Source organism: Klebsiella sp. RHBSTW-00484 (genome assembly GCF_013705725.1).
Classification (GTDB): domain Bacteria; phylum Pseudomonadota; class Gammaproteobacteria; order Enterobacterales; family Enterobacteriaceae; genus Klebsiella.
Genome location: NZ_CP055481.1, coordinates 4,564,433 through 4,577,251, shown reverse-complemented (window position 1 = coordinate 4,577,251; position 12,819 = coordinate 4,564,433). Strand labels below are relative to the sequence as shown.

The 12,819-nt window shown below is 57.1% G+C and carries 13 protein-coding genes; 6 read left to right on the top strand and 7 right to left on the bottom strand.

What is annotated here, in order from left to right; translation table 11 throughout:
* Positions 1–203 precede the first annotated feature (203 nt).
* From HV213_RS21605 to HV213_RS21590, 4 genes are read left to right on the top strand one after another with little or no spacing between them, the layout of a single operon-like run.
* Positions 204–1,871, top strand: a complete 1,668-nt coding sequence (locus HV213_RS21605) for an acyl-CoA synthetase FdrA (RefSeq protein ID WP_181483237.1) — start codon at positions 204–206, stop codon at positions 1,869–1,871.
* Between the two features lie 9 nt (positions 1,872–1,880).
* Positions 1,881–3,140 carry a YlbE family protein gene (locus tag HV213_RS21600; protein WP_181483236.1) on the top strand — a complete coding sequence of 420 codons (1,260 nt, stop codon included), beginning with the start codon at positions 1,881–1,883 and terminating at the stop codon, positions 3,138–3,140.
* 9 nt (positions 3,141–3,149) lie between these two features.
* Positions 3,150–3,953, top strand: a complete 804-nt coding sequence (locus HV213_RS21595) for an oxamate carbamoyltransferase subunit AllH family protein (protein ID WP_181483235.1) — start codon at positions 3,150–3,152, stop codon at positions 3,951–3,953.
* 9 nt (positions 3,954–3,962) lie between these two features.
* Positions 3,963–4,856, top strand: coding sequence for a carbamate kinase (locus tag HV213_RS21590; protein WP_181483234.1), 894 nt, complete (start codon positions 3,963–3,965; stop codon positions 4,854–4,856).
* 203 nt (positions 4,857–5,059) lie between these two features.
* Here the strand turns inward: HV213_RS21590 and purK are convergent, their stop codons facing one another.
* From purK to ppiB, 5 genes are all read right to left on the bottom strand, one after another.
* Entirely contained in the window at positions 5,060–6,127 is a 1,068-nt protein-coding gene (gene purK, locus HV213_RS21585; RefSeq protein ID WP_181483233.1) for a 5-(carboxyamino)imidazole ribonucleotide synthase, read from the bottom strand.
* On the bottom strand, positions 6,124–6,633 hold the full coding sequence (purE, locus tag HV213_RS21580; RefSeq protein ID WP_181483232.1) for a 5-(carboxyamino)imidazole ribonucleotide mutase: 510 nt from the start codon (positions 6,631–6,633) through the stop codon (positions 6,124–6,126). Before purE ends, purK begins: the two co-directional genes overlap by 4 nt.
* 96 nt (positions 6,634–6,729) lie before the next feature.
* Entirely contained in the window at positions 6,730–7,068 is a 339-nt protein-coding gene (locus tag HV213_RS21575; RefSeq protein WP_181483231.1) for a hypothetical protein, read from the bottom strand.
* Between the two features lie 100 nt (positions 7,069–7,168).
* Positions 7,169–7,891: a UDP-2,3-diacylglucosamine diphosphatase gene (lpxH, locus tag HV213_RS21570; protein ID WP_181483230.1), complete on the bottom strand. Its 723-nt coding sequence runs from the start codon at positions 7,889–7,891 to the stop codon at positions 7,169–7,171.
* A gap of 3 nt (positions 7,892–7,894) precedes the next feature.
* The gene (gene ppiB / locus HV213_RS21565) at positions 7,895–8,389 is read right to left on the bottom strand and encodes a peptidylprolyl isomerase B (RefSeq protein WP_110273134.1); all 495 of its coding nucleotides are present in this window, start codon (positions 8,387–8,389) and stop codon (positions 7,895–7,897) included.
* 173 nt (positions 8,390–8,562) lie between these two features.
* On the opposite strand from ppiB, the gene cysS reads away from it, so the two are divergent.
* Complete coding sequence (cysS, locus tag HV213_RS21560; protein ID WP_181483229.1) at positions 8,563–9,948, top strand: cysteine--tRNA ligase; 1,386 nt, start codon at positions 8,563–8,565, stop codon at positions 9,946–9,948.
* Positions 9,949–10,173: 225 nt separating this feature from the next.
* On the opposite strand, the gene HV213_RS21555 is transcribed toward cysS, so the two are convergent.
* On the bottom strand, positions 10,174–10,716 hold the full coding sequence (locus tag HV213_RS21555; protein ID WP_181483228.1) for a metal-dependent hydrolase: 543 nt from the start codon (positions 10,714–10,716) through the stop codon (positions 10,174–10,176).
* Positions 10,717–10,896: 180 nt separating this feature from the next.
* Here HV213_RS21555 and HV213_RS21550 point away from each other — a divergent pair, with 180 nt between their 5' ends.
* On the top strand, positions 10,897–11,640 hold the full coding sequence (locus tag HV213_RS21550) for an SDR family oxidoreductase (protein WP_181483227.1): 744 nt from the start codon (positions 10,897–10,899) through the stop codon (positions 11,638–11,640).
* Between the two features lie 110 nt (positions 11,641–11,750).
* Here the strand turns inward: HV213_RS21550 and HV213_RS21545 are convergent, their stop codons facing one another.
* The gene (locus HV213_RS21545) at positions 11,751–12,713 is read right to left on the bottom strand and encodes an IS110 family RNA-guided transposase (RefSeq protein WP_197975051.1); all 963 of its coding nucleotides are present in this window, start codon (positions 12,711–12,713) and stop codon (positions 11,751–11,753) included.
* Between the last annotated feature and the right edge of the window lie 106 nt (positions 12,714–12,819).

Genomic DNA, 12,819 nt, shown 5'->3' with positions numbered 1-12,819 from the left:
AATCACCGTGGGTTTATCAGAAGGGACCCGATTAATCTATTCATTGAAAATTACGCGCTAATGTCCTGGGGTTTGTTTGAAAGCGTCGTGTAATAATTTCCATGTGATATTGGTCACGCCACCAATAATTTTATATCGCTAGCCTGATTGCAGATTAACCATGCTCATTCAATTGCAATGGGTGCAATTATTGGGGAGTTATTATGATCCATGCCTTTATTAAAAAGGGCTGTTTTCAGGATTCAGTCAGTTTAATGATTATTTCAAGAAAACTGAGTGAGTCAGAAAATGTCGACGATGTTTCGGTCATGATGGGAACACCGGCCAATAAATCGCTGCTGGAAACCACCGGTTTCTGGCACGACGATTTTGCCACGGCGACGCCGAACGATATTTGCGTGGCGATCCGCACCGATTGCGCCGATACGGCGGTAACGGAAATGATTGTCGCCCGTCTGGATGAAGCGTTAACCGCGCTGGCGCAGGGGAGTGGGCAAAGCCAAAGCCTCAGCGTGGTTCGTCGCTGGCAAAGCGCCACGCAAAAGCTGCCACAGGCCAATATGACCTTGATTTCCGTCGCCGGAGAGTATGCTGCGGAGTTAGCCCACCAGGCGCTCAGCAGTGAGAAAAACGTGATGATTTTCTCCGACAACGTCACGCTGGAGGACGAAATCGCCCTCAAAAAACGTGCTCGCGATAAAGGGCTGCTGGTGATGGGGCCGGACTGCGGCACCGCTATGATCGCCGGAACCCCGCTGGCTTTCGCCAACGTCACGCCGGACGGCAATATCGGCGTGATTGGCGCGTCCGGTACCGGCATTCAGGAACTGGTCTCGCAAATTGTCCTTGGTGGAGAAGGGATAAGCCATGCGATTGGTCTCGGCGGACGAGATCTGAGCGCCGAGGTGGGCGGCATCAGCGCGCAGACGGCGCTGGAAATGCTGACCCAGGACGGGCAAAGCCAGGTGCTGGCCTTTGTCTCGAAACCGCCCGCCGAGGCGGTGCGCCTGAAGGTAATTAGCGCCATGAAGCGCAGCGCCAAGCCGGTGGTGGCGCTGTTTCTCGGCTATGCGCCGAAAGCTACCCGCGATGAGAACGTCTGGTTTGCCCGCACGCTGGATGAGGCCGGACGCCTGGCCTGCCTGCTGGCGCGGGTGGTACGTCATCAGGAAACCCTGACCGCGGTCGCGGGAAAACAGATTCGCGGTTTGTACACCGGTGGCACGCTGGCCGCTGAATCCGCCGGACTGCTCGCTGAACGGCTGAATATCACCCCAGACGAACATCATCCGCAGGGCATGATGCTCAATGCGCAGGGCCATCAGGTTATCGACCTCGGCGATGATTTTTACACCGTTGGTCGCCCACACCCAATGATCGACCCCTCCCTGCGTAATCAACTGATTGCCGAACTGGGCGAGGAAAATCAGGTCGGCGTGCTGCTGCTGGACGTGGTGATTGGCTACGGCGCGACCGCCGATCCTGCCGAATCGCTGGTGGCAGCCTGCCTGCGGGCGTGGGCCGTCAGAGACGAGCGCCATCCGCTGCATATCATCGCCACGGTGACCGGCACCGAAACCGACCCGCAGTGCCGCTCCCGGCAGATTGCGTCCCTCGAAGATGCGGGAATTGTGGTGGTCGATAGCCTTCCCGAAGCCACGCTGCTCGCCAGCGCGCTGATTAGCCCGCAACGGATGGCCGAACTGGCCCCGCGCGCCAGCCTGCTGGACGGCGTGGCGGTGATCAACGCTGGCCTGCGCAGCTTCGCGCTCGATTTACAGTCCGCCGGAACGCCGGTTGTCCACTATCAGTGGGCACCGATCGCCGGGGGGAATAAGAAACTGGCTCGTTTATTAGAACGTTTGCAATAAGAGGTCTCTATGTTTACATCAGTGGCGCAGGCCAATGACGCAGTAATAGAACGAATTCGTAATGCACGTCCGCACTGGCTGGATGTGAAGCCAGCGGGTTCTTTAATCGGGGCGTTGAATCAGAACAAAACGTTGCTCCACGCCGGGCCGCCGATGCGCTGGCAGGAGATGACCGGCCCGATGAAAGGCGCGTGCATTGGCGCGTGCTTATTCGAAGGTTGGGCGCAGGATGAAAAAACGGCCCATGCGATGCTGGAAAGCGGCGAGATTACCTTTATTTCCTGCCACCACGTTAACGCCGTGGGGCCGATGGGCGGCATTACTTCGCCAAATATGCCGATGCTGGTGGTGGAGAACATCGCCGAAGGCAACCGCGCGTATTGCAATCTGAATGAAGGGATTGGCAAGGTGATGCGTTTCGGCGCTTACGGCGAAGACGTTCAGCAGCGCCTGCGCTGGATGCGCGATGTGCTGATGCCGGTTCTGAGCGCGGCGCTGAAACAGATGGATCGCGGTATCGACCTGACCGCGATGATGGCGCAGGGCATCACCATGGGGGATGAGTTCCACCAGCGTAATATCGCCACCTCCGCGCTGCTAATGCGCACGCTGGCGCCGCATCTGGCGCGCCTCAACCACGATAAACAGCAGATTGCTGAAGTGATGGACTTCCTCGCCATTACCGATCAGTTCTTCCTTAACCTGGCGATGGCCTACTGCAAAGCGGCGATGGATAGCGGGGCGCAAATTCGTGCGGACAGTATCGTCACCGCAATGACCCGCAATGGCGACATGTTCGGTATCCGCGTCAGCGGGCTGGGTGACCGCTGGTTTACCGCGCCGGTTAATACGCCACAGGGGCTATTTTTCACCGGTTTTTCTCAGGAGCAGGCCAACCCGGATATGGGCGATAGCGCGATTACCGAAACCTTCGGTATCGGTGGCGCGGCAATGATCGCGGCGCCGGGCGTGACCCGCTTCGTTGGTGCGGGCGGCATGGAGGCGGCAAAATCCGTTTCCGAGGAGATGGCGGAAATCTTCCTGGATCGCAATATGCAGCTGCAAATTCCGGGCTGGGATTTCCAGGGCGCTTGCCTGGGGCTGGATATTCGTCGGGTGGTCGAGACCGGCATCACTCCGCTTATCAACACCGGTATTGCTCATAAAGAGGCGGGGATCGGCCAGATTGGCGCCGGGACCGTCAGAGCGCCGTTGGCCTGTTTCGAACTGGCGCTGGAAGCGCTCGCAGACGAACTGGGCGTGAGCTGAGGAGGCGCGATGGAGACTATTCGTCCGCTGATAGGCAGCGTTGATGCGCCGGACCATCGCCAGCCCTGGCGAACCGGCGGCCTCTGGCAACGCACTATCAATCTCTATGTTGAAGGCGGCGCGCTGCTGACGCTTCATCATCAGGGGCAGGGGGTGAGCCCTGGCGGATGGGTATTACGCCATCGCGATTTTATCCGCTTACACGCGGCTCTGCGGGCGGGGGCGCTGCCGCTCGCGCGGGATAACGGCATTCAGGTCGATAGCCTTTTGTTGTCGCCGCCGCGCCGGCGCTGCACCCTGCGGCCTCGCTCTCAGCCCGATGGCGCTCACTTGCCGAAAGCGCTGGTGAATCGCCCGGAAGAAACCGGGCTGTTCGGGCCGCTGTCGCAGGCGACCCGTCTGCCGCAGCACCCTGAGCTGCGTCAACTGCGCCACTGTTTTGCCTCCGCCCTGACCGGGAGCGCCGTCGACTGGCGATTATGGCTGGGCAAAGGGCCGGGCCTGACGCCGAGCCTGGACGACATGCTGATTGGCATGATGCTGGCGTCGTGGTGCGCGGGGCAGATGTCGCGCCATGGCGGACGCACGTTCTTTCGTGCTTCCGGCGATCTGCATGCGACGACGACCCAGGTGAGCGTCAACTATTTACGCTACGCCAGCGAGGGGCTTTTTGCCTCGCCGCTGATGCATTTCGCGCATGCTCTTCAACGCCGACGCCGCATTGAACCCGCCGTCGAGGCTCTGCTGGCGATGGGCCACACCTCCGGCGCGGATACCCTGCTGGGATTCTGGTTGGCGCAACACATTATCTAAGGAAAAATCATGAAAACGCTGGTGGTTGCCCTCGGCGGCAACGCTTTATTGCAGCGCGGGGAAGCGCTGACGGTGGAAAATCAGTATCGCAATATTGATAGTGCGGTTCCGGCCTTGGCGCGTTTGGCGCAGAAGTACCGGCTGGCGATTGTCCACGGCAACGGGCCGCAGGTGGGCCTGCTGTCGCTGCAAAACCTGGCCTATGGCGATGTTGAGCCTTATCCGCTGGATGTGCTGGTGGCGGAGAGCCAGGGGATGATTGGCTATATGCTGGCGCAGCGTCTGGCGCAGGAATCACTGATGCCGCCGGTGTCGACGGTGATGACGCGCATTGCGGTAGCCTCGAACGATCCGGCTTTTTCGTCCCCGGAAAAATTTATTGGCCCGGTTTATGACCCGGAGTTGCAGAAACAGCTTGAAGCCGAGTACGGCTGGACGATGAAGCGCGATGGCAAGTATCTGCGTCGGGTGGTTCCTTCGCCGACGCCGGTGAGGATTGAGGAGAGCGAATCGATTGAGCGCCTGCTGGGCGAAGGTCACGCGGTGATATGCTGCGGCGGTGGCGGAATTCCGGTGCTGGAGAGCGGGCAGGGCGCGGAGGCGGTGATTGATAAAGACCTCGCCGCCGCGCTGCTGGCAGAGCAGATTAATGCTGATGGCCTGGTGATCCTCACCGACGCCGACGCGGTGTATGAGTACTGGGGCACGCCGATGCAGCGACCGATCCGTGAAGCAACGCCGGAAGAGCTGGCCCCGTTTGCCCGCGACGATGGCGCGATGGGGCCCAAAATCGCGGCGGTAAGCGGCTACGTGCGCCGTCGGGGCAAGCGAGCGTGGATTGGCGCGCTGTCGCGCATCGATGACACCCTGGCCGGGCTGGCGGGAACCTGCATCAAGCCCTGATGCGTGGCTATCGTGCGCGCTTTCCCCGGGGCGGCGCCAGACGCGCCTTGCCCGGGCTACGGGTTCATAGTTGTCTGCAGGGTGGTAGCCCGGACAGATGCGTAGCATCGCCTCCGGGGAAATACCCGAAGAATCCGTGCGCATAGAGGGTTTTGTAGCCCGGCTAAGGCGCAGCGCGCCGCAAGCCGGGATGACGGGCTGGATTATGCGAGCTGCGCCTGTGCCCAAACGATACCGCTGATATACTCCGGCGGCAGCAACGGCTTTAACGCTTCCAGCGTCGCGCTCAGGCGGTCGGTATCGCTGTCGGTCAGGTTCAGGTGCCCGACCTTACGGCCCGGACGCACCTCTTTGTCGTACCAGTGCAGATGCACCAGCGGCAGCTTCAGCCAGGCATAATTCAGATCGGTACCGATCAGGTTGATCATCACCGACGGGCTATTCACCACCGGCGGCGGTAGCGGCAAGTCGGTAATCGCCCGCAAATGCAGTTCGAACTGACTAATCGACGCTCCGTTCTGCGTCCAGTGGCCGCTGTTATGCACGCGCGGCGCCAGCTCGTTAATCAGCAACCCTTCCGGAGTGATAAAGCACTCCATCGCCATCACGCCGACATAGCTTAGCTCATGCATAACCGCCGACAGCATCGATTCGGCCTGCTCCTGCTGCTTCGCGTTCGCCTGCGGGAAGGCGACGCTGGTGCGCAAAATGCCGTCCTGATGCAGGTTGCGGGTCAGCGGATAGAAGACCGTGCTGCCGTCGTGGGCGCGAGCGCCAACCAGCGACACTTCGCCGGAGAAGTTAATCCCCTGCTCGACGATACACTCGCCGTAGTTATCATCCGGCAACTGAGCAGTTTCGTTCTCCCGCAGGCGCCACTGGCCGCGACCATCGTAGCCACCGACGCGGCGCTTAACGATAGCCAGCTCGCCAAGGCGGGCAAATACCGCTGGCCACTCGCTTTTATCCGCCAGAAGCTGCCACGGCGCGGTGGCGAGCCCCAGCTTATCGAACAGCTGCTTTTGCGTCAGACGATCGGCGATAATCGGGAAGACGTCTCGGTTGACGAAGGCGGAATGACGCGCCAGTTCGCGGGTCAGGGCGGTTTCCGGCCAGCGTTCGATTTCAGCGGTAATCACGCTTTGCTGAAACGGCACCGCTTCCGGGTCGGCATCAAGACCGACCGGCCAGACCGCGATACCCAGCGGCTCACCGGCCTGACGCAGCATTCGGCCTAGTTGACCGTTACCGAGAACGCAAACCTGCTTCATGCCGCACCCCGCGGGTCCGGATTCTCCAGCACTTCATCGGTCTGCGCCTGGCGCCAGGCGCTGAGGCGCTGGTGCAGTTCTGCATCATGCTGGGCGAGGATCTGTGCGGCCAGCAGGGCAGCGTTGGCGGCTCCGGCTTTACCTATCGCCAGCGTGCCAACCGGAATGCCGCGTGGCATCTGAACAATGGAGTAGAGGCTGTCAACGCCGCTTAATGCCGCGCTCTGAACCGGCACGCCTAAAACCGGCACCAGGGTTTTCGCCGCAATCATGCCCGGCAAATGCGCCGCGCCGCCCGCACCGGCAATAATCACCTGAAAACCGTTCTCTTCTGCGCTTTCGGCGAAGCTAAACAGTTTATCGGGAGTGCGATGTGCGGAGACCACGTCGACATGGTACGGAACGTTCAGGGCATCAAGGATTTCTGCGGTAAATTGCATGGTAGCCCAGTCGCTTTTGGACCCCATCACGATGGCGATACGCGCCGAATTATTGCGGGAAGACATGCGTCTTAAAACTCCTGTGGGTGTGTTTCACACTGCTTTAGAGGCCACAGAGAATAGCATGAACTCCCGGTAAGGAAAACGGTTGCGTGCGCGTGGTTAGCCGTCTTTTGTCTCATCGGTATCTGATGAAACCCGCTGGTTATAAGCTTTGGTCGCGCTGGCGAAAAAGGTAAAAATCAGCACCAGCCCCCAGGGCAGCATAATAATACTCATAATCAGCATGTATATCTGCACGAAACGGTCATCATGGGGCCGGGTACAGAGCAAATAAATGGCATAGAAATAGATGGCCCACGCCAGCATCGCACACCAGACAAACGTCAGCGTGTTGCCGATAGCGACGCCGATTAAGGCGATATAACTCACCCCTAACGGATTGAGGATCGCGATGATCATTCCCCAAATCAGGGGCTGACTCCATTTTTGCATTTTCATTCCTTGAAAGTGGTTTGGCTGAAAATTAACCTGGCGGTTAAATGTTAATACAGCAATTCTGTTGCCTGGAGAGTGTTTTTCGGAATAGTGCTTGCAGGGGTTAGAAGGGGAAATGAATCAGCTCAACGTCTTCTGGCGTTACTTTGACCATTGAACCTTCGCTATGCCACGCGCCAAGAACCACGCGATAAGCGGCTTTGCCGTTGGCGTCTAACTGATGGACGGCGGGACGGTGCGTATGCCCGTGAATCAACCACTGAACCTGATGTTTCTCCATTGCATCAACCACCGCTTGCGGGTTCACGTCCATGATTTCCATCGACTTGCTGCTGTTGGCGGCTTTGCTGTCGGCGCGCATTTTAGCGGCAATACGGCGGCGGATAAACAGCGGTAAGGCCAGAAACAGGCGCTGGATCCAGGGATTGTGGACTTTCGCGCGAAACGCCAGATAGCCCGCGTCGTCGGTGCAAAGGGTATCGCCGTGCATAATCAGCACGTTGCGCCCGTAGAGGTTGAGAACCTTCTCTTCCGGCAGCAGGGTCATGGCGCTTTCGCGGACAAAACGCTGGCCGACGAGAAAATCGCGGTTGCCGTGGATGAAATAGCAGGGGACGCCGGAGTCGACTAATGCTTTGATTGCAGAGGAGATTTGCTGATGCAGCGGGTTGGGATCGTCATCGCCAATCCAGGCTTCAAACAGATCGCCGAGAATATACAGGGCGTCCGCCTTGCGGGCTTCCCCCTGTAAAAAGCGCAGAAAACCGGCGGTAATCGCCGGTTCTTCCGTTTGCAGATGCAAATCCGCAATAAAAAGTGTCGCCACGAATTACTCGCTAACGGTGACGCTTTTGATCACAACATCTTCTTTCGGCACATCCTGGTGCATGCCGCTGCGGCCAGTGGAGACCGATTTGATTTTGTCGACCACGTCCAGACCTTCAACGACTTCTGCGAATACGCAGTAGCCCCAACCCTGCAGGCTTTCGCCGGAGAAGTTCAGGAAGTCGTTATCGGCGACGTTGATAAAGAACTGTGCGGTAGCGGAGTGAGGCGCCTGAGTACGGGCCATCGCCAGGGTACCGCGGGTGTTTTTCAGACCGTTGTTCGCTTCGTTCTGAATCGGGGATTTGGTGGTTTTCTGATTCATGCCCGGCTCAAAACCGCCGCCCTGAATCATAAAGCCGTTGATAACACGGTGGAAAATGGTGTTGTCGTAGAAACCTTCACGACAGTAGTCCAGGAAGTTTTTAACTGTTTCCGGCGCTTTGTCGTCAAATGTTTTGATTACGATATCGCCATGATTGGTGTGGAAAGTTACCATTTGTGCATCCTGTTCCGATGATTGTGGTGCCTGCACCCGGAGTCGGGCGAGATATAGGGGGCTGTTATAGCATAACCGCGGGGTTGGATCACCTTGCAATGTGTGCTGCTTCGGGGTTGAATTAAGGTTAGAATACGCGACTTATAACCACACACGTCTACACGGAATCTTCGATGTTAAAAATTTTTAATACACTGACGCGCCAAAAAGAAGAATTTAAACCTATCCATGCCGGGGAAGTTGGCATGTACGTGTGTGGTATTACCGTTTACGACCTCTGTCACATCGGCCATGGCCGTACTTTTGTCTCCTTCGACGTGGTTGCTCGCTATCTGCGTTTTCTCGGCTATCAGCTGAAATACGTGCGCAACATTACCGATATCGACGACAAAATCATTAAGCGCGCTAATGAGAACGGTGAAAGCTTTGTCGCGCTGGTGGATCGCATGATTGCCGAGATGCACAAAGACTTCGATGCGCTGAATATTCTGCGCCCGGATCTCGAGCCGCGTGCAACGCACCATATCCCGGAAATCATTGAGATCACCGAGCAACTGATCGCCAAAGGCCATGCGTATGTCGCCGACAACGGCGACGTGATGTTCGACGTCCCGACCGATCCGAACTACGGTCAGCTGTCGCGCCAGGACCTCGACCAGCTACAGGCTGGCGCGCGCGTTGATGTGGTTGACGTCAAGCATAATCCGATGGATTTCGTGCTGTGGAAGATGTCGAAAGAGGGCGAGCCGAGCTGGCCGTCGCCGTGGGGCGCGGGCCGTCCGGGCTGGCACATCGAGTGTTCAGCGATGAACTGCAAGCAGCTAGGCAACCATTTTGATATTCACGGCGGCGGTTCGGATCTGATGTTCCCGCACCATGAAAACGAAATCGCCCAGTCCACCTGTGCCCACGATGGCGAGTACGTCAATTACTGGATGCACTCCGGGATGGTGATGGTTGACCGCGAGAAGATGTCAAAATCGCTGGGCAACTTCTTCACCGTGCGCGACGTGCTGAAATACTACGATGCGGAAACCATTCGCTACTTCCTGATGTCCGGCCACTATCGCAGCCAGCTGAACTATAGCGAAGAGAACTTAAAGCAGGCGCGTTCTGCGCTGGAGCGCCTGTACACCGCGCTACGCGGAACTGACAAAACTGCGCAGCCTGCCGGTGGTGAGGCGTTCGAAGCGCGCTTTATCGAAGCGATGGACGACGATTTCAACACCCCGGAAGCCTACTCTGCACTGTTCGATATGGCGCGTGAAGTAAACCGTCTGAAGAGCGAAGATGCCGCCGCAGCCAACGCCATGGCAGCGCATATGCGTAAGCTCGCCTCGGTGCTGGGCCTGCTGGAGCAGGAGCCTGATGCCTTCCTGCAAAGCGGTGCGCAGGTGGACGACGGAGAAGTGGCGGAAATCGAATCGCTTATCCAGCAGCGCCTGGATGCGCGTAAAGCGAAAGACTGGGCGGCGGCGGATGCCGCACGTGACCGTCTCAACGAGATGGGCATCGTGCTGGAAGATGGCCCGCAGGGCACCACCTGGCGGCGTAAGTAATCTCTTAGAGCCTATCTCATTAGGGCTATTTTGCTTGCCACTTTGAACCTGGGCAGTGCTCAGAATCCTCACGTACTACGTGTACGCTCCGGTTCTTCCGCGCTGTCCGTGTTCAAACTGTCTGCGCCAATAACGCCTACTGGGATAGGCTCTTATTGAAATTAAGGCCGCTTTGCTGCGGCCTTATCATTTTAATAAACCCCGATAAGCACAAATTCTCTGAATTCAATTCGTTACATTTATTTTCCGGCTTCTGTATGCCCACAAACACAGCGTCAGAACGGCTCCCGGCAGCCAGACCCACTGTAGTTCTGAAATAATAACCTGATGGCCGGATGGCGTAGTGTATTGCGCTAATGCAAAAGGAGCGACTTTGATGACCTGCCAGGGTGCAAAGAAACGCTCATCCAGCCACGGCCACAGCCAGCCTACGCCTTTCCCACCTGTGGTAATTGAATCCAGCAGGCTATGCGACAGCAACGAAACCGTCAAAAACAGCCAGCTACGTACCAGACCGACGCGAAACCATCGCCGTGCAAATAATACGCACAGCAGCGGCACGATAAACGCAAACAGCAGTGAATGGGTGAAGCCGCGATGGCCGAAGACGTTGCCGTAGGCGATGCCGAATTTGAATGACAGCACATCGGCATCCGGCAACATGGCAAGTACGACGCCAGCCAGCAACAGACGTGGCGGGATAATCCGTAGCCCCAGCCCGGCTCCAAGGCATAAAGGCACGGCGGCGTGGGTAATGATGGTTGGCATATCCCGTTATCCTGAGCAAATAATTGCCATTATCGCCTCTGTACCCGGTAAAGGCATTCCCTCCGGATTCTGATTTTGGGCAAATGAATGGATCGGCGTGCTGATTTTTTGCATTGCGACCATTCCTGTTCGTTCGCTAACGCGCTAGCGTGAAGCTAAATATCATAAGGGAGAAGACGTATGCAGAAGGTGGCGTTGGTTACCGGGGGCAGTAAAGGCATTGGCTATGCGGCGGCGCAGGCCCTGTATCAGATGGGCTACACGGTCATCGTGGTGGCACGTAATGAGCAGCAGCTCACTGAGTGCGCAGAGGGGCTGGACGCTGAGCGATTTATTCCGATTGCCGCAGACGTCACTGATCCACTGCAGGTTGAGGCGCTTTTTCAGCGCGTCCACGAGCAGTTTGGTCGTCTGGATCTGCTGTTTAACAATGCAGGCAATAACACCCCGGCAAAATCGATTGAAGAGATCTCGTTTGATGAGTGGCAGAGGGTGTTTAATCTCAACGTGCACGCTAGCTTCCTTTGCGCCAAAGAAGCTATCAAGATAATGAAACAGCAGCAGCCGATGGGCGGGCGGATTATTAATAACGCTTCTGTCTCTGCAACCACCCCGCGCTTGTATAGCGCGCCGTATACCGCCTCGAAGCACGCGATTACCGGGCTGACCAAATCGATAGCGCTCGACTGCCGTCAATATAATATCGCCTGCGGGCAGATTAACGTCGGTAATGCCGAGACGCAGCTTTCGGCGCGGATGCGCAAAGGTGTTTATCAGGCTAACGGCACGATTGCGCCAGAGGCGATGATGGATGTGGCCGATGTTGCGGCGGCGATTCAGATGATTGCCGCGCTGCCGCCAACGACTAACGTACTGGAGCTGACGATCATGGCCAACGAGATGCCGTTTGTCGGGCGGGGATAAAATTAAGGCGCCGGTTGTGGCGCCTTCAGATTGCTGACAAACGTGCTTAAAAGTGAATGAGGGTTCATTTTTCTCCCTCTCCCTTCCAGGGAGAGATACCGTCTTGCCGGTTATCCTGCAAGTGGTATTTCAGCGTTAAATTCATGCCCGGATTTCACCACACCATAAGCCAGCTGCAGTAATTTCCTCATTCCTGCACACACTCGCTCTTTCCCTGTCTTACCCCGGGCTGCAAGCCTTTCCATCAGGTTTTTCACCACCTTATTGCATCTTCCTGCCACTACCGCTGGCATATACAGTGCGCTACGCAGCTCTGCATGGCCCACTTTCGACAGCCTGCTTTTCCCTTTCCACATCCCTGACTCACAACGACGAGGATTCAAACCAGCATACGCCACCAGTGCCTTGCTGTTGCTGAACCGTCGCAGATTTCCTGCGAACGCCAGCAGGCTCACACTCAGCATGTCTCCTATTCCGGGGATACTTTTCAGTAGCTCCCGGTCCCGCTTCAGGTCTGGGTTATCATCGATATGCCGGTTGATTTTATTGCGGGTTTCTTCAATCAGCTCATCCAGCATCGTAACGTGTTCATTCAGGGAAGGAACGATGACTTCATCTGCTGCCTCAAGGCGGTTCATCTCCATCTGACGCATCTCTTCCAGGTTACGCAGGTGGCGTACCAGAGCCGTCAGTTGTCGTTCGCTCAGCGGCGCAGGATGCCAGGGGGCCGGCTGATACAGAGCGCAGTAGCGCGCTATCAGCGCCGCGTCGCTTTTGTCCGTTTTATTGCGGGTCAGTTCAGTGTTTGCGAACGCATGGATACGTGCCGGGTTTTCAAGGCTGACGCAGCAGCCATTATCGGCCAGCAGGGTGGCCAGTTCAGTGCTGTAGCAACCTGTTGCCTCCATGCAGACATGACAGTGACCAAAACGCGCCAGCCAGTTCAGAAATTCGCGGCATCCGGCTGGGGTATTGGCGAATTTTTTGGTTTTGTACTTCTGGTTTGGCAGCAGGACAGCAACGTCGAATTTGAGTTTGGCGATATCAACGCCGACAGGGACAAGATTCATCATGGTACTCCGTAACCTTATGAATATTATCGCCGGACCATCCTTATATGTGGGTGCTCAGGGCACAGGATACCGTTCGGTCTTGAGGCGACAGGGAAACAGGTTACCG